The organism is Pseudomonas parakoreensis (assembly GCF_021602155.1).
GTDB classification, from domain to species: domain Bacteria; phylum Pseudomonadota; class Gammaproteobacteria; order Pseudomonadales; family Pseudomonadaceae; genus Aquipseudomonas; species Aquipseudomonas parakoreensis.
The window spans coordinates 77,534-94,839 of sequence record NZ_BQHY01000004.1 but is presented as its reverse complement, the minus strand read 5'-3'; the positions used below and the strand labels follow the sequence as shown (position 1 = coordinate 94,839).

General features: G+C 60.7%; 14 protein-coding genes. 7 read left to right on the top strand and 7 right to left on the bottom strand.

Annotated features, from left to right (window positions below):
• The first annotated feature begins 31 nt into the window (after positions 1 to 31).
• From L6D63_RS07250 to pepN, 3 genes are read left to right on the top strand one after another with little or no spacing between them, the layout of a single operon-like run.
• Positions 32 to 292: a YeaC family protein gene (locus tag L6D63_RS07250; protein ID WP_007919229.1), complete on the top strand. Its 261-nt coding sequence runs from the start codon at positions 32 to 34 to the stop codon at positions 290 to 292.
• A complete protein-coding gene (locus tag L6D63_RS07245) occupies positions 289 to 1,119 on the top strand; it encodes a DUF2797 domain-containing protein (protein WP_095668982.1) in 831 nt (276 codons plus the stop codon). Before L6D63_RS07250 ends, L6D63_RS07245 begins: the two co-directional genes overlap by 4 nt.
• Positions 1,120 to 1,129: 10 nt before the next feature.
• Positions 1,130 to 3,787 (top strand): aminopeptidase N, encoded by a 2,658-nt coding sequence (gene pepN / locus L6D63_RS07240; RefSeq protein WP_131671352.1) that lies wholly within the window; start codon positions 1,130 to 1,132, stop codon positions 3,785 to 3,787.
• A 127-nt stretch (positions 3,788 to 3,914) separates the two neighbouring features.
• Here pepN and katG read toward each other — a convergent pair whose 3' ends face one another.
• A complete protein-coding gene (gene katG, locus L6D63_RS07235) occupies positions 3,915 to 6,185 on the bottom strand; it encodes a catalase/peroxidase HPI (RefSeq protein WP_131671353.1) in 2,271 nt (756 codons plus the stop codon).
• A 334-nt stretch (positions 6,186 to 6,519) separates the two neighbouring features.
• On the opposite strand from katG, the gene L6D63_RS07230 reads away from it, so the two are divergent.
• Positions 6,520 to 8,556 (top strand): TonB-dependent receptor, encoded by a 2,037-nt coding sequence (locus tag L6D63_RS07230; protein WP_131671354.1) that lies wholly within the window; start codon positions 6,520 to 6,522, stop codon positions 8,554 to 8,556.
• Positions 8,557 to 8,659: 103 nt separating this feature from the next.
• On the opposite strand, the gene L6D63_RS07225 is transcribed toward L6D63_RS07230, so the two are convergent.
• On the bottom strand, positions 8,660 to 10,891 hold the full coding sequence (locus L6D63_RS07225; RefSeq protein ID WP_131671355.1) for an LTA synthase family protein: 2,232 nt from the start codon (positions 10,889 to 10,891) through the stop codon (positions 8,660 to 8,662).
• 312 nt (positions 10,892 to 11,203) lie between these two features.
• Here L6D63_RS07225 and L6D63_RS07220 point away from each other — a divergent pair, with 312 nt between their 5' ends.
• Positions 11,204 to 12,220 carry an ABC transporter substrate-binding protein gene (locus tag L6D63_RS07220; RefSeq protein WP_131671356.1) on the top strand — a complete coding sequence of 339 codons (1,017 nt, stop codon included), beginning with the start codon at positions 11,204 to 11,206 and terminating at the stop codon, positions 12,218 to 12,220.
• A 44-nt stretch (positions 12,221 to 12,264) separates the two neighbouring features.
• On the opposite strand, the gene L6D63_RS07215 is transcribed toward L6D63_RS07220, so the two are convergent.
• The 3 genes from L6D63_RS07215 to L6D63_RS07205 are packed head-to-tail and all read right to left on the bottom strand — an operon-like array spanning position 12,265 to position 14,812.
• Positions 12,265 to 12,849 (bottom strand): isochorismatase family protein, encoded by a 585-nt coding sequence (locus L6D63_RS07215; protein WP_236170298.1) that lies wholly within the window; start codon positions 12,847 to 12,849, stop codon positions 12,265 to 12,267.
• 54 nt (positions 12,850 to 12,903) lie between these two features.
• Positions 12,904 to 13,740: a pirin family protein gene (locus L6D63_RS07210; RefSeq protein WP_047293736.1), complete on the bottom strand. Its 837-nt coding sequence runs from the start codon at positions 13,738 to 13,740 to the stop codon at positions 12,904 to 12,906.
• A 10-nt stretch (positions 13,741 to 13,750) separates the two neighbouring features.
• A complete protein-coding gene (locus L6D63_RS07205) occupies positions 13,751 to 14,812 on the bottom strand; it encodes an alkene reductase (RefSeq protein WP_086792781.1) in 1,062 nt (353 codons plus the stop codon).
• Positions 14,813 to 14,914: 102 nt separating this feature from the next.
• On the opposite strand from L6D63_RS07205, the gene L6D63_RS07200 reads away from it, so the two are divergent.
• Together L6D63_RS07200 and L6D63_RS07195 are read left to right on the top strand one after the other, a co-directional pair.
• Positions 14,915 to 15,796: a LysR family transcriptional regulator gene (locus L6D63_RS07200; protein WP_047293740.1), complete on the top strand. Its 882-nt coding sequence runs from the start codon at positions 14,915 to 14,917 to the stop codon at positions 15,794 to 15,796.
• Entirely contained in the window at positions 15,789 to 16,055 is a 267-nt protein-coding gene (locus L6D63_RS07195) for a hypothetical protein (protein WP_236170297.1), read from the top strand. Before L6D63_RS07200 ends, L6D63_RS07195 begins: the two co-directional genes overlap by 8 nt.
• A 69-nt stretch (positions 16,056 to 16,124) precedes the next feature.
• On the opposite strand, the gene L6D63_RS07190 is transcribed toward L6D63_RS07195, so the two are convergent.
• Together L6D63_RS07190 and L6D63_RS07185 are read right to left on the bottom strand one after the other, a co-directional pair.
• A complete protein-coding gene (locus L6D63_RS07190; protein WP_131671357.1) occupies positions 16,125 to 16,604 on the bottom strand; it encodes a copper chaperone PCu(A)C in 480 nt (159 codons plus the stop codon).
• Positions 16,604 to 17,209, bottom strand: coding sequence for an SCO family protein (locus L6D63_RS07185; protein WP_041067212.1), 606 nt, complete (start codon positions 17,207 to 17,209; stop codon positions 16,604 to 16,606). The genes L6D63_RS07190 and L6D63_RS07185 overlap by 1 nt, the downstream gene beginning before the upstream one ends.
• Between the last annotated feature and the right edge of the window lie 97 nt (positions 17,210 to 17,306).

Below are 17,306 nucleotides of genomic sequence, written 5' to 3'. Positions count from 1 at the left end.
TTTTCAGTGAATAGAGAGCACGGAGACCCAGATGTCCTCTTTTAACGACATGATCAACAACATCACCCCGGACATCTACGAGAGCCTGAAACTGGCCGTGGAAATCGGCAAGTGGTCCGATGGCGGCAAACTCACCGCCGAACAGCGCGAGCTGTCGCTGCAGGCGATGATCGCCTGGGAAATCCAGAACCTGCCTGAAGACCAGCGTACCGGTTACATGGGCCCGCAGGAATGTGCGTCGAAGTCGATCGAAGTGCCGAACATCCTGTTCAAGTCGGATGCCATCCATTGATCGAGATTGGCCGCGGTGCAATCAGCAAAATGTCGGCGCGCCTGGACGGGCCGAACGTGCAATACGCGTTTCGTCTCGATGACGTCGAGGTGCCGGTCAACCCCATGATCGGCACTACGGTGCGTCTGGAGTACCTGGGGGCGATTCATTGCACCCATTGCGGGCGCAAGACCAAAACCAGTTTCAGCCAGGGTTACTGCTACCCGTGCATGACCAGACTGGCCCAGTGCGACCTCTGCATCATGAGCCCGGAGCGCTGCCACTTCGAGGCCGGCACCTGCCGTGAGCCGGAGTGGGGTCAGAAGTTCTGCATGACCGATCATGTGGTGTATCTGGCCAACTCGTCGGGGATCAAGGTTGGCATCACTCGTGCTACCCAGTTGCCGACCCGCTGGCTGGATCAGGGCGCGAGTCAGGCGCTGCCGATCATGCGCGTCGCCACGCGTCAGCAGTCGGGCTTCGTCGAAGACCTGTTCCGCAGCCAGGTGGCCGACAAGACCAACTGGCGCGCCTTGCTCAAGGGCGATGCGGCGGCGGTGGACCTGGCGCAAGTGCGCGATCAACTGTTTGAAAGCTGCGCTGAAGGCTTGCAAGGTCTGCAACAGCGATTCGGCCTACAGGCAATTCAGACGATTGCCGATGTAGAACCGCTCGAAATCCGCTATCCGGTCGAGCAATACCCGGCCAAAATCGTCAGCTTCAACCTGGACAAGAACCCGATTGCCGAAGGCACGCTGCTGGGGATCAAGGGTCAGTACCTGATTTTCGACACCGGCGTGATCAACGTTCGTAAATACACGGCCTATCAACTCGCCGTGCATCAATAAGGATTCCAGCATGCGCACCGAACAACCGAAGATGATTTACCTGAAGGACTATCAGGCGCCCGAGTACCTGATCGACGAGACGCACCTGACCTTCGAGCTGTTCGAGGACCACAGCCTGGTCCACGCGCAACTGGTGATGCGCCGCAACCCGGAGCGTGGCCCGGGCCTGCCGCCACTGGTACTCGACGGCCAGCAGCTGGAACTGCTGTCGGTGACCCTGGCCGACCAGGAACTGGGCGCCGGCGATTATCAGCTGACTGAGAACACCCTGACGCTGCAGCCGGCCAGCGCCAGCTTCACGGTCGACACCAGCGTCAGAATCCACCCGGAAACCAACACCGCGCTGGAAGGCCTGTACAAGTCCGGCACGATGTTCTGCACCCAGTGCGAGGCCGAAGGCTTCCGCAAGATCACTTATTACCTCGACCGCCCGGACGTGATGAGCAAGTTCACCACCACGGTGGTCGCCGAGCAGCACAGCTATCCGGTGCTGCTGTCCAACGGCAACCCGATTGCCTCCGGGCCGGGCGAAGACGGCCGGCACTGGGCGACCTGGGAAGACCCGTTCATGAAGCCGGCGTACCTGTTCGCGCTGGTGGCCGGTGATTTGTGGTGTGTCGAAGACACCTTCACCACCATGACCAATCGCAATGTTGCACTGCGCATTTACGTCGAGCCGGAAAACATCGACAAGTGCCAGCACGCAATGAACAGCCTGAAGAAGTCGATGCGCTGGGATGAACAGGTCTACGGTCGCGAGTACGACCTGGACATCTTCATGATCGTCGCCGTCAACGACTTCAACATGGGCGCGATGGAGAACAAGGGCCTCAATATCTTCAACTCCAGCGCCGTGCTGGCCCGCGCCGAAACCGCCACCGACGCCGCGCACCAGCGGGTCGAGGCGATCGTCGCCCACGAATATTTCCACAACTGGTCGGGCAACCGCGTGACCTGCCGCGACTGGTTCCAGCTGTCGCTCAAGGAAGGCTTCACCGTGTTCCGCGACGCCGGTTTCTCCTCGGACATGAACTCGGCCACGGTCAAGCGCATCCAGGACGTGGCGTACCTGCGTACCCACCAGTTCGCCGAAGATGCCGGTCCCATGGCCCATGCGGTGCGTCCGGACAGCTTCATCGAGATCTCCAACTTCTACACCCTGACCGTGTACGAAAAGGGCTCGGAAGTGGTCGGCATGATCCACACCCTGCTGGGCGCCGAAGGCTTCCGCAAGGGCAGTGACCTGTACTTCGATCGCCATGACGGCCAAGCCGTGACCTGCGACGATTTCGTCAAGGCCATGGAAGACGCCAACGGTGTCGACCTGACCCAGTTCAAGCGCTGGTACAGCCAGGCCGGCACGCCGCGTCTGGCGGTCAGCGAGTCCTACGACGCTGCGGCGAAAACCTACAGCCTGACCTTCCGTCAGAGCTGCCCGGAAACGCCGGACAAAGTGGAAAAACTGCCGTTCGTGATCCCGGTCGAACTGGGCCTGCTCGACAGCAAGGGCAACGAGATTGTCCTGCGTCTGGCCGGTGAAGCGGCAGCGCAAGGTACCAGCCGTGTGATCTCGGTGACTGAAGCCGAGCAGACGTTCACCTTCGTCGACATCGCTGAACACCCGCTGCCATCGTTGCTGCGTGGTTTCTCGGCGCCGGTCAAACTGAGCTTCCCGTACAACCGCGACCAGTTGATGTTCCTGATGCAGCACGACAGCGATGGCTTCAACCGCTGGGATGCCGGTCAGCAACTGTCGGTGCAAGTACTGCAGGAATTGATCGCCCAGCAGCAGAAGGGCGAGAGCCTGGTGCTTGATCCACGTCTGATCTCGGCGCTGAAAACCGTGCTGTCCGACGAGTCGCTGGATCAGGCCATGGTCGCTGAAATGCTTTCGCTGCCGAGCGAAGCGTATCTGACCGAAATCAGCGAAGTGGCGGATGTCGAGGCGATCCACGCCGCTCGCGAGTTTGCCCGCAAGCAACTGGCGGACAACCTGTTCGAAGCGCTGTGGCTGCGTTATCAGGCCAACCGCGATTTGTCGAAGCAGACGCCATACGTGGCCGAGGCCGAGCACTTTGCCCGTCGTGCACTGCAGAACATTGCGCTGTCGTACCTGATGCTCAGCGGCAAGCCGGAGGTGTTGGCCGCTGCACAGGAACAGTTCGAAAACAGCGACAACATGACCGAGCGCCTCACCGCGTTGGCGGTGCTGGTCAACTCGCCGTTCGAAGAACAAAAGGCCAAAGCGCTGGCAACTTTCGCCGAGCACTTCAAGGACAACCCGCTGGTCATGGATCAGTGGTTCAGCGTGCAGGCCGGCAGCACGTTGCCGGGCGGTCTGGCGCGGGTGAAGGCGTTGATGCAGCACCCGGCGTTCAACATCAAGAACCCGAACAAGGTACGTGCGCTGGTCGGTGCGTTTGCCGGGCAGAACCTGATCAACTTCCACGCCGCCGACGGTTCGGGCTACCGCTTCCTCGCGGATCTGGTGATCGAATTGAACGGCTTCAACCCGCAGATCGCCTCGCGGCAACTGGCGCCACTGACCCGCTGGCGCAAATACGACAGCGCCCGTCAGGCCTTGATGAAGGCTGAGCTGGAGCGGATTCTGGCTTCTGGGCAGTTGTCGAGTGATGTGTACGAAGTGGTGAGCAAAAGCCTGGCGTAAGTAGGGATAAGATCAGACCTTGTGGGAGCGGGCTTGCCCGCGATGGCGGCCTCAGATTCAACGTTGATGTTGACTCATCTACCGCTATCGCTGGCAAGCCAGCTCCCACAGGTTTTTGCGTTTTCTGTTATTTCAGGTCAAACCGATCCAGCTCCATCACCTTGGCCCACGCCGCCACGAAGTCCTTCACGAACTGCTCCTTCGCGTCAGCACTCGCATACACCTCGGCCAGCGCGCGCAAAATCGCGTTGGAACCAAACACCAGATCCACCCGCGTCGCCGTCCACTTCACGCTGCCGGTCTTGCGGTCGCGTCCTTCGAACTCGTCTGCTGCCGGTGAGGTCGGCTTCCACTCCACGCCCATGTCCAGCAGGTTGGTGAAGAAGTCATTGCTCAGCGTTTCAGCGCGCGAGGTGAACACACCATGCCGACTTTGCCCGACGTTGGCCCCCAATACCCGCAGACCACCGACCAGTACGGTCATTTCCGGGGCGGAGAGGGTGAGCAGTTGCGCCTTGTCGATCAGCAATGCTTCGGCGGAAACGGTGTATTTGCCTTTGCTGTAGTTACGGAAACCATCGGCAATCGGTTCGAGGAAACCAAACGACTCGACATCGGTTTGCTCCTGAGTCGCATCGGTTCGACCTGGATTGAACGGCACCGACACCGAGTGCCCGGCGTTTTTCGCCGCTTGTTCGACCCCGGCGTTACCTGCCAGCACGATCAGATCCGCCAGCGAGACTTTCTTGCCGGATGATCCGGCGTTGAACTCGTTCTGAATGCCCTCAAGGGTTTTCAGCACCTTGTCCAGTTGCTCCGGCTGATTGGCCTGCCAGAATTTCTGTGGGGCCAGACGCAGACGGCCACCGTTGGCGCCGCCACGCTTGTCGGAACCACGGAAGGTTGATGCGGCGGCCCATGCGGTGGACACCAGTTGCGACACCGACAGCCCGGACGCCAGCACTTTGCTTTTCAGCGCCGCCGCGTCGTTGCTGTCGATCAGCGGGTGCGTGGCCTCAGGAATCGGGTCTTGCCACAGCAGTTCCTCGTTCGGCAGTTCCGGGCCGAGGTAGCGCGACAGTGGGCCCATGTCACGGTGGATCAGCTTGTACCAGGCGCGGGCGAAGGCGTCCGCCAGTTGGTCCGGGTTGGCCAGGAAGCGTCGGGCGATCGGCTCGTAGATCGGGTCGAAGCGCAGCGCCAGGTCTGAAGTGAGCATGGTCGGCGAGAGCTTTTTGCTCGGATCGTGCGCATGGGGAACGGTACCCGCCCCGGCGCCATTTTTCGGTTTCCACTGGTGCGCACCGGCCGGACTCTTGAACAGTTCCCACTCGAAACCGAACAGGTTTTCCAGGTAGTTGTTGCTCCACTGGGTCGGAGTGGTGGTCCAGGTGACTTCGAGGCCGCTGGTGATGGCGTCGGCGCCTTTGCCGGTGCCGAACGCGTTGCGCCAACCGAGGCCTTGTTCTTCCAGTCCGGCCGCTTCCGGCTCAGGCCCGACATTGTCGGCCGGGCCGGCGCCGTGGGTTTTGCCGAAGGCGTGACCGCCGGCGATCAGGGCCACGGTTTCTTCGTCGTTCATGGCCATGCGGCCAAAGGTTTCGCGGATATCGCGACCCGAGGCGACCGGATCGGGATTGCCTTCCGGACCTTCCGGGTTGACGTAGATCAGGCCCATCTGCACGGCGGCCAGCGGGTTTTCCAGGTTGCGTTCGCCCTGATCGGTGCGGCTTTCCTCTTTGCCATGCAGATCGGGTTCGGCCACCAGTGTACCGTCCCCGGGTTCTTGCATGGCTGACTTGTCTTTGCCGTAACGGCTGTCGCCACCGAGCCATTCGCGTTCCGAACCCCAGTACACGTCTTCATCCGGCTCCCAGACATCGGGACGGCCGCCGGAGAAACCGAAGGTCTTGAAGCCCATGGATTCCAGTGCGACGTTGCCGGTGAGCACGATCAGGTCGGCCCAGGAAATATTGCGACCGTATTTCTGTTTGATCGGCCACAGCAGGCGCCGGGCCTTGTCGAGGCTGACGTTGTCCGGCCAGCTGTTGAGCGGGGCGAAACGCTGCTGGCCGGAGCCGGCGCCCCCGCGCCCGTCGGCGGTGCGATAGGTGCCGGCACTGTGCCAGGCCATGCGGATGAACAGCGGGCCGTAGTGACCGAAGTCGGCTGGCCACCAGTCCTGCGAGTCGGTCATCAGCGCGCGCAGGTCTTGTTTCAGGGCCTGGAAGTCCAGGCTCTTGAAGGCTTCGGCGTAGTTGAAGTCCTTGCCCAGCGGATCGGACTTGGGCGAGTGCTGGCTGAGGATCTTCAGGTTCAGTTGATTCGGCCACCAGTCACGGTTCGTCGTACCACCACCGGCAGCGTGGTTGAACGGGCATTTCGATTCATTTGCCATGTTCGGATCCTTATCAGGTCTTGTGCGGCCGGCTCATGCCGACTTCGGACTAGTAAGGCTAGACCCGACTTGGGCAACCAGCTAATAGGCCGACTATTGGAGGTTGATAGGCGCAGTCTTTCAGCGTTTTTGCCTGTTGCGCAGGTTGGATGATTGTCTGATTCGACCTTGAAATCCCCGTGCTTGAGGGCTTGCTGCAAAACGGATTGCGAGAATCGTGATGACATAAAGAAATGTTATTGTATAACATAAAAAAGATTTCATTCTGTTTCTGCCAGCGTTACTCGCCAAACGCCGGCAGCGATCTCATTTTTCTGCTCATGGAAGTTCTGAAATGCCTGCCCGTTCCCAACCCCTTCAACGACGCCTGACTCCTCTGGCCGCCGCGCTGCTTGTTGCCTCACCTGTGTTCGCCGCCGAGCCGCTCGAACTGCAACCGCAAGTCATCACCGGCAATCCGCTGGGCAGCCAGACCCTGGCATCGCCCTCGACCGTCCTCAGCGGCGACGACCTCACGTTGCAGCAGAAGGGCAGCCTCGGCGAGACGCTGAACAAGCAGCCCGGCGTGTCCTCGTCGTACTTTGGCCCGGGCGCGAGTCGGCCGATCATTCGCGGGCAGGACGGTGACCGCATTCGCATCCTGCGTAACGGCGTCGGCGCGCTGGACGCCTCGTCGCTGTCCTACGATCACGCGGTGCCGCTGGACCCGGTCAACGTCGAGCGCATTGAAATCGTCCGTGGCCCGGCGGCGTTGCTGTACGGCGGCAGCGCGATCGGCGGGGTGGTCAACACCTTCGATAACCGCATCCCCACCGAAGCCATCGAAGGCATTCACGGGGCCGGCGAGTTGCGTTACGGCGGTGCCGACACGACCCGCAGCAGCGCGGGGAAACTCGAGGCCGGCAACGGTCAGTTCGCCTTGCACCTGGACGCCAGCGCCCGTGAATTCAATGACCTGAAAATTCCCGGCTACGCCAAGACCGGCACGGCGCGCGCCAACGACGACGGCGACTCGCGCAAGCATCGGCTCGCCAACAGCGACGGTCGTCAGGATGGCGGCGCCGTCGGCAGTTCCTACACTTGGGATGACGGTTACGCCGGTCTGTCCTACAGCCATTACGATTCGAACTACGGCTCGCCCGCCGAAGACGACGTGCGCATTCGCATGCAGCAGGAGCACTACGCGTTCGCCTCGGAAATGCGCAATCTCGACGGGCCGTTCAGCTCGATCAAACTCGATGCCGGCTACACCGATTACCAGCACCGGGAAATCGAGGGCGGTGAAGTCGGTACCACCTTCAAGAACAAGGGTTACGAAGCTCGGGTCGAGGCCCGGCATCAACCGCTGGGCCCGTTCAACGGGGTAATCGGCGCCCAGGTCAGCCGCAACGAATTCTCGGCACTGGGCGAAGAAGCCTTTGTGCCGCACACCGATACTGACGCTGGCGCACTGTTCATTCTGGAAGAGTTGCAAGCCACTGAGCGCCTGCTGTTCACCCTCGGCGGACGCCTCGAACACACCACCGTCGACCCGGACGCCAAAGGCAACGAGCGCTTTGCCAATGCCGACCGCTCCAGCAGTTTCACCGCCGGCAGCCTGTCGTCCGGCGCGGTGTACACGCTGACGCCGATCTGGTCGGTCGCCGCGACATTGGGCTACACCGAACGCGCGCCGACCTTCTATGAGTTGTACGCCAACGGCGCCCACGTCGCGACCGGCACCTATGAAGTCGGCGATGCCGGGCTGTCGAAAGAAAAAGCCGTGTCCAGCGACCTCGCATTGCGCTTCGACAACGGCACGCACAAGGGCAGTGTCGGTGTGTTTTACAGTCACTTCTCCAACTACATCGGCTTGCTCGGCACGGGCCGTACACTGAATGACGAAGGCGAAGAGGATGCTGGCGGGATTGCCGAATACACCTACTCGGGTGTGCGTGCACGTTTCAGTGGCATCGAGGCGCAGGATCGCTGGACGCTTGGCGAAAATGCCTACGGCAAATTTGCTTTGGAGCTGTCAGGCGATTACACCCGCGCCAAGAATCTCGACAACGGCCAGGACCTGCCGCGCATCGCGCCGCTGCGCTTGAACAGTGGTTTGCTGTGGGAACTGGATCGCTGGCAGGCGCGGATCGATATCGAACACGCCAGCTCGCAGCATCGTGTGCCAGACAACGAAAGCAGCACCGACGGCTACACCACGCTGGGCGCCAATGTGGGTTATCACTTTGATGTCGGCCAGAGCAAATGGCAGGCCTTCGTCAACGCCGAGAACCTGACCAACCAGACCGTGCGCTATGCCAGTTCGATCCTGCGCGATATTGCACCGGCAGAAGGTCGCAGCATTCAGGTCGGGTTGCGCACGACGTTCTGATAGCCCTTCGCCCCCCCTGTCGGAGCTGCCGCAGGCTGAAATCTTTTGATCTTGAAAAAACGAAATCAAAAGATCGCAGCCTGCGGCAGCACCTGCACGGGCATCAGCTTGATTGTGCGGTGTCATCCTCCGGCAGCGCATCCAGCGGATCTTCCTGCCCCGGCAATTCGGTGATCACACTGAAATCCGTGACCTCGACCGCGCCCAATCCATAGCCCAGCAAATGGAACGAGAAGGCCTTGCGCTGTTGCGGGTTGTCGAAGCTGAAATCCATCTCCAGCGGCTGGTCCGCCGTGGCGACCATCTCGGTCGGCAGGCCCAGTTGCACGTCCTGTTCGAACTCCTTGGCCTTGAGCTGAATGTACGCCGCCTGCTGCGGGTCCACCGAGCGCACGGTCAGGCGCACGCGGGTGTGCGAGCCCTTGGGCATTTCCAGGTACTGCGCGCCGATCAGGTTGTCGGCCCAGTCATCGTTGATCTGCGCCTGCAGCGGGATGACATTATTGCTGCCGAACTGGTAACGCTGATTGAGCGGGGTGCGCAGCAGCGACAGGTCCAGCGCCATGGCCCGCGCGGCAATCTGCCGGGCCTGCTGGCTGCTTTCATTGCCCTTGAAGGTGGCACGCTCGGCAATGAACCCGGCGCTTTCGTAGTAGCGGCAACGGCGCGGCATGTCGCACTCGGAGAAGATCCCCTGACCATTGTGGTAGCGCAGTTTGCCGTTGGTGTAGGACATGATTTCGCGCCCGCTGTCGTAGTCGCGAAACAGCGAGCGCCCGCTCAGCGCCGTCGGCACTGGCAAGTCGAAATAATCGAGGATCGATGCGCTCAGGTCGACATGTCCGTACACCCCGGCATTCAGTCGCGGCAGTTGCTCATGTTCCGGTGCCAGCGTCAGGTTGAAGCCCCACGACGACGCCAGACGCACACCATCGATGCCGTGGGATTCGTCCGAGGTGATCACCACCAGCGTGTCCTTGAGCACGCCCTGGCGTTCGAGGCCGCTGAGGAACTGCCCCAGCGCATCGTCGAGATAACCGACAGCGGCCTGCTTCGGTGTCTCGTAGCGCGCCAGATAGTCTTCCGGCGCGGAGTAGGGCTGGTGGGTGCCAACGGTCAGCAGGGTGAGCATCCACGGTTGCTTCTGCTGCTTCAGTTGACCAACGTAATCCAGCGCGCCTTCAAAGAACGCCTTGTCATCCTTGCCCCACGGAAACTCCAGATAGTTGGCGTTAGAGAACCATTCCAGACCGTGGGTCGCATCGAAACCGATGTGCGGCATGATCTTGTCTTTGGCCATGAAGCGCAGACCGGCGCCTTGCAGGTAGTGGGTGCTGAAGCCGTGCTGGCGCAATTGCGCCGGCAGGCAGGCCTGATTGCGCTCCTGTTGGGTGAGCATTTCCACGCCTTTGGGCGTGCCGTTGTTGAGCTTGTCGTAATCGCCGCAGAGCATGGCGTACAGGCCGCGAATGGTCTGGTGCGTATGCAGCACGTAATCCGGGGTGTTCATGCCGCGCTCGGCCCAGCGGCTGAGATTGGGCATCAGGTCTTCCTGATAATGGCTGCCGATGGCCTCGCGATTGGCGCGGATGTACGCGCCGGGAATGCCTTCCAGGGCGATGATCAGCACGTTGCGCGCCTGCCCCGGCGCGGCCAGCAATTTGTGGCCATTGAGATCCAGATCGGTCAGCCCGGCCATCTGTGGCGCGGCGGGTTCGGCGTCACCGTCCAGCCATTCCTCGGCCTGCAACTGCAGATCGGCGACTTGTGAGGCGAGCAACTGATGCGGCAAGTTGTACATGCGCCACGGATCTTCCTCGCTCGGCCACTGGTTTTGCACACCCCAGTGCGCGGCGAACAGCAGCGCCGGTGCGGCCCACACGGCACGGGGCAGGGCAGCAGCGGGTTGCGCGCGATTGGCGAACCGCGTCAGCAACCAGAACAGCAGCGCCAGCAACAGCGCCACAGCCAGCGCCGGATGGGCAAAGCCGCCAACGGTGGAGTTTTCCACGAACTGCGGGTCAATCAGGTAATGCAGGTCGGCAGGATTCGGCAGCCGGCCGACAGCACTGACCAGTTCCGCCGTCGCCACCGCCAGCAACCCCCAGAACAGCAGCAACGGCAACCCCAGCCACCACGCCCGGCGATGCAGCAACATCACCAGCAAACTGCCAATCGCCAGGTCGGACAAATAGCCCAGCGGCGACGACCATCCCAACGCCGCGCGCAGGCACACCGGTACGATCAGTACCAGCAGAATCAGGGAAAACAGGCGGGCATGCGGCTGCCGCAACCAACGCAAAAGAACGCTCACAAACACAGACCTTCCAGCCATCAAACCGTCATAAAAGTGTGCGCGATGATACCAAGGGTGGGCTGTGTGATCGCCCTTTTAAACGCGTGGCTGATCTGCTCGCGCAGGCGCGGTAAAGGGCTTGAGGACGGTGACCAGCGGTGATGTCAGCCCGCTAGCGGTCGACGCACAGCGTGTAACCGATGGCAGATTTATTGTTTCAGGCTGTTTAAATCAGCGCATGACGGCCCATGCGAGCGTGCTATGGATATTCGATAACGGTATTTAATTTCTGTTTTTTATAGCGATAGAGTTCGGCCTTTCAGCCAAATCCACCCCTGCTGCGAGGTTGTCATGGCCACACCGTTCAAACATTCTGCGGTGACCCTGTTGGCCGCATCTCTGGCGAGCAGCATGCTGTTCAGCAGCGGTGCGCAGGCCGAAGGCAAGATCAGCATCGCCCAGCAATTCGGCATCGGTTATCTGATTCTCGATGTGGTCCGTGATCAACAACTGATCGAAAAACACGGCAAGGCGCAGGGGCTGGAGATCAAGGTCGACTGGAACAGCATCTCCGGCGCCACAGCCATGAACGAAGCACTGCTGACCGGTGCGCTGGACGTGGTCTCCGCCGGGGTGCCACCGATGCTTACCGTGTGGGATCGCACCCGCGACAAACAGAACGTCAAGGCCATTGCCTCGCTCGGCTCGATGCCCAATTACTTGCTGACCAACAACCCCGACATCAAGACCCTGAAGGACTTCAGCGACAAGGATCGCATCGCCGTACCCGCAGCGGGCGTGGGTTTCCAGTCGCGGACCCTGCAGATCGAAACGGCCAGGGAATTCGGCAATAACCAGTACAAGAAATTTGACGACATCTCGCTCAGCTTGCCGCATCCGGACGCTACGGCGGCGCTGATTGCCGGCGGGTCGGAAATCAACGCGCATTTCTCCAGTCCGCCGTTCCAGTATCAGGCGCTGCAAAACCCCAACGTGCACAAAGTGCTGAGTTCCTACGATGTGCTCGGTGGTCAGGCCACCTTCAACGTGCTCTACACCACGGAAAAATTCCACGACGACAATCCCAGGACCTACAAGGCGTTCTACGATGCGCTGGCCGAAGCGGAAAAAATAATCAAAGCCGACAAACCCGCCGCCGCCCAGGCGTACATCCGCGTCGAACAGTCGAAGCTGCCGCTGGCGCTGGTCGAGAAGATCGTCACCGATCCGGAAATCGACTTCACGGTGGTGCCGCAGCGCACGTTCATCTATGCCGAAAAATTGCAGGAACTGGGCGTGCTGAAGAACAAGGCCGGCAGCTGGAAGGATTACTTCTTTGAAGAGGCGCATGGTGGCGCGGGGAGCTGATGCATAAAAACAGCCGCCGAGCGGCGGCTGCCTGAGTTGAGTGATCAGGACTGCAAGGCTTCCATCAACACCTGCACCAGTTGGCCACCCTCAGGGGTTGCCCAACTGCCGGCCAGTTCGGCGATCAACTGATTGGTCGTGGTCAGGGTCACCCCCCCTTTGTCCATGCGGCGCAAGGCGATATCGTCGGCCATGACGCTCGGCGATCCGCCGCCATCGGCAATTACCTGCACTTCATAACCGTCGCGCACCAGACTCAACGCCGGGTATACCGTGCAGACGTCGTTGGTTACCCCGGCAATAATCAGCTTCTTGCGTCCGGTCGCCTTGACGGCGCCGGCAAAGTTTTCATCATCCATGGCGTTGACGATGCCCAAGCGTTTGACTCGTGCGGCGAACTCGGCAGGCAGGATCGTCTCAAGTTCGCTGAGCAATGGACCCTGAGCGTATTCCTCCATACTCGACGTCAGCACCACCGGCAGTTTGAGAATGCTTGCGGTTCTGGCGAGCATCAGGGCATTGCGTTTGAGTTCTTCGAACGGAATGGATTTCACCCAGCCCATGGTGCCCACCTGATGGTCGATCAACAGCAGGGCAGCATTATTGGCACTGAATTTCTCGTAACTCATGGTATCTCTCCTGGCAGATGTTACGGGGCACGGCGCCCCGGTCGATGGAACGGTTCAACGGGGTTGCAGAGTTCCGAACTCACCGCGCTGATAGGCCGCAACCGCCCGGCTCAGCGCGTCTGACGAGGCAAGTGCCAGCGGCCCCTGCCAATACACCGGTTGATGCAATGGCACACCACGAAACACCACGGCGTGGGCGGGTGCATCTGTAGCCCGCAGGGTGATGCTGTGCGCTTCGCCGATGGCCAGGCTCACGGGTACCTGCGCGTTGTCGATGGTGAAACGCTGGTCGTCGATCCAGATGTCGCCGTCGATTGGCATGACGAACGCCGACTCGCCGCTGGCAACGGGAATCCGCACTTCGTGCCTCGGCTTGATGCTGATATCGAGCAGGCTTACGTCGGTCGGCAGATCCAGCGGCGAGCGGGTGTCGAGAAAGGCACCCAGTGGCACCCGGATTTCGGCCCCCGGCAAACGCAAGACCGGCACGTCTTCAGGGGCAAGACTGAGGGCAAAAGGCGCAGCCTCCTGAAATGCGAGCGGCAAATTGATGAAAATTTGCAGCATGTGTACGGTCTTGCCGCTTTCGTTCGGGACCTCTTCGTGAACGATGCCTTTGCCGGCGGCTGTCCAGTGCAGGCCACCTGGTCGAATCAAGTTGCGGTTGCCCAGCGAATCACGGTTGTCGATTGCGGTTTGCGAGTCGGCAAACAGATACGACACCGCGCTGAACCCAGCGTGTGGGTGGGGCGCAAACGTCGGCCCGCTGATCCACGCATGGTCCACGGCAAGAAACGGGTCGATGCTGACATCCGGCTGCCCGCCGTGCAGAGAAAAGGCACGGAAATGGCTGCCGTGACGCATGGACTTCAAGGAGGCGCGGGCGGACATAGCAGACTCCTTACACTTGGCTCAATGTCGGATAGTCGATATAGCCCTTGGCGCCCGGGGTGTAGAACGTGTCTTTGTCCGGTGCATTGAGTTCGGCACCGAGACGCAGACGCTCGGGCAGATCCGGGTTGGCAAGGAACGCACTGCCGAACACCACAGCATCCGCTTGTGCGTTTTCGATCAACGCCTGGGCGGCGGCTTGATCGAGTCCTCCACCGATCAGGTAGCGACCATCGAAGAGTGGCCGCAGCAACGCGTGATAGTCGGTCTTGGCGCCAAACAAGGCGACGTGCAGATAAGCAAGGTCGAGACTGTGCAGGTGCTCGACCAGATAGGTGTACGTTGCTTGTGGGTCGGCATCGATGATGTCGTTGAAATTCATCTCGGGGGAGATTTTCAAGCCCACGCGATCACTGCCAATTTCCGTGGCAACTGCCGCCAGCACTTCGAGGAGGAACCGCGCGCGATTTTCCACCGAGCCGCCATATTCATCACTGCGCTGGTTGCTGCCAGAGGAGAGAAACTGCTCTGGCAGATACCCGGAGGCCCCATGCACTTCAACACCATCGAAACCGGCCTCAATCGCCCGGCGAGCTGCCTGACGGTAGCCTTCAACCACTGCGGCAATTTCGACCACGCTCAGTGCATGCGGCGTGACGAAGTCTTGCAGGCCATTCGAGGTCCAGGTCTGACCAGCCGGTTTGATCGCCGACGGTGCCAGGGGCAGGGCGCCGCGGGGTTGCAGCGACGGATGGGAGATTCGTCCGCTGTGCATCAATTGCATGAAAATTCGGCCGCCTTGAGCATGCACCGCGTCGGTGACTTGTTTCCAGGCGCTGACCTGTTCGTCGGTCTCGATCCCGGGAGTACGCACGTAGCCTTTACCCGTCCCCTGGGGATACACGCCTTCACTGATGATCAGGCCGGCGCCGGCGCGCTGCGTGTAATAAGTGGCGACCAGATCACTGGGTACGCCGTCGTCATCGGCACGGGATCGAGTCATCGGCGCCATCACCAGACGGTTCTCAAGTACAACGCGACCCATCTGGACGGGCGTGAATAGCGAACTCATTTTGCTGCTCCTCGGTAATTGATGTGGCTATCATTGATCAATCCGTTTTCGGGATAAATCCGCTAAAGATGAAATGACTATTCCACTCATGGAGCAATTTCCGTGGAGCTTTTGAACGATATGGCGCTGTTTGTGGAGGTAGTGAAGGTGCGCAGCTTTCGTCGCGCGGCCGAGGCACTGGGCATGCCCAATTCGACTCTATCGCGGCGCATCAGCGGCCTTGAAAAGGCCATTGGCCTGCGTTTGCTACATCGCACCACGCGCAAGCTTGAACTGACTGAAGCCGGGCAGCTGTACTTTGACCGCTGCAAGCGGATCGTCGAGGAGGCGCGCCTGGCGCACGAGCAACTGGGTGAAATGCTGGCGCAGCCCAGTGGACTGTTGCGCGTGTCGATGCCGGTGGATTTCGCTAACGTTTATCTGGCACCGCTGATCGCCGAATTTGCCGGGAATTACCCGGGCATCAGCTTCGATTTCGACCTTACGCCACGCCAGGTGGATCTGGTCAGCGAGCCGGTGGATGTCGTGATCCGCATGGGTGAGCCGGCGACGTCCAATCTGATCGCCCGCAAGCTCACCACGTTGCGACGCGGGTTGTATGCATCACCGGGGTATCTGCAGCGTTTTGGTACGCCGCGGCAACCGAGTGATCTGGTGAAGCACGAGTGCTTGCGTTTGCGCACGCCAAGGCCGGACAACTGGATCCTGTCTACGGCCGGAGAGACGATTGAAGTCGAAATCGCCGGACGCTTTCAGCTCAACAGTGTCGGCATGCTCAGGCGCCTGGCCATGCTTGATCAGGGAATCGCCGTGTTGGCCGAAGGCATTGCCGCCGAAGATCTGGCCAGCGGCGCGTTATGCCGGGTGTTGCCGCAGTGGCAGTCCAATTCAATTGCGGTATACGCACTGACGGAAACCCGCTTGTTGCCGGCCAAGACCCAGCGTTTCATCGAGTTTTTGCGTGAGCGGCTGGTGGATGCCTGAGGATGTTGTCGGCGCCAGCCTGAAGCTGTTCACTTGGAAAACCGTACTGATCACCCTTGGGCTGTGGACAGTGGTCAACCTGATCACTGGTTGGCTGGGGTTCTTTGCGGCGGCCGGTTATCTCGGTTATCGCTGGAGTCAGGTGTTGAAGCGCAAGCAGCAGTTGGCTGCGGCGCCCGTGGAGAAAACTGCGGCGGCACCGCGCTCGGGGATGTCGAGAGAAAGTGTGCGCAACGCACTGGCTCGCAAACGCGGCTGACTTGCGCAATAAAAAGGGGCGACCTGATCATCAATCAGGCCGCCCCTTTTTTATTGCCGCGCAGTCAGATCAATGCATCTTGCTGTGATCGTGACCTTCCATGTGCGTCAGCGCACGGACTTCGGCTTTGACTTCGACGGGCTGTTTCTCGCCCTTGGCGTTTTCCACGGTCAGGGTCAGCGGCACGCTTTCGCCTTCCTTGAGCTGAGCGGTCAGGCCCATCAGCATCACGTGGTAGCCGTTCGGGTCGAAGCTGACCGCTTTGCCGGCCGGCAGGTCGACCGATTTGACCGGGCCCATGCTCATCACGTCGTTCTTCATGGTCATTTCGTGGATCTGTACATCTTTGGCCACCGGCGAGGCCACGCTCAGCAGTTTGCTGTCGCTGTCGGCGGTGACGGTCATGAACGCACCGCTGGCCGATTGGGTCGGTACGGTCGCACGCACCCAGGCGTCGTCGACCTTGGTCTGAGCGCTGGCCTGAAAAGCCAGGCCCAGCAGGGACACAGCGAGAACGGCGCGTTTGATGTTGTTCAAAACGGGGCGCATCAGCAGACCTCCATAACGGTGAGCAAATCTTCCGTGCACTCTTGTGCCGAAAGCGATACAGACAGACCCAGGCGCAACTGGCCGCGCGAGTCGTAGACGTAACTGGTGGACGTGTGGGAGATCGTGTAGGTGTCGCCCGCCGGGACCTTCTCGTAGAACACGTCGAATTCCTTGGCGGTGGCCTTGGTTTCCTCGACGGTGCCGTACAGCGCGACGAAACTCGGGTCGAAGGCTTTGACGTAGCTGTCGAGGATCTGCGGCGTGTCGCGTTCCGGGTCGAGGGTGATGAAGATCACCTGCAGACGGTCGCCATCCTTGCCCATCAGCTTCTTGATTTGCGCGGCGCGGGCGAGGGTTGTCGGGCACACGGCCGGGCATTGGGTGAAGCCGAAGAAGATCATCGGCATCATGCCGCGGAAGCTCGACAGCGTCATGGTTTCGCCGTCGGTGTTCTTCAGCTTGAAGGTGCGCCCGAGGATCTTGTCGCTCAGGTCCTTGCCGTACTTGTACGACAGTTGGCCACGGGTGTCGCAGCCGGCGAGCAGGCCCAGGCCCAGCACGCCCATTCCCGCAAGCACCTTGCGGCGAGTCAACAAAGCCGTCATCTAATACCGCCTTTTGCAGCCCGTCAGTCGGCAGGACTGGCGGGGGGTTAACCGTAAAAGCGGCGCATGATACCAAACTGACGGCAGACGCCGGCCA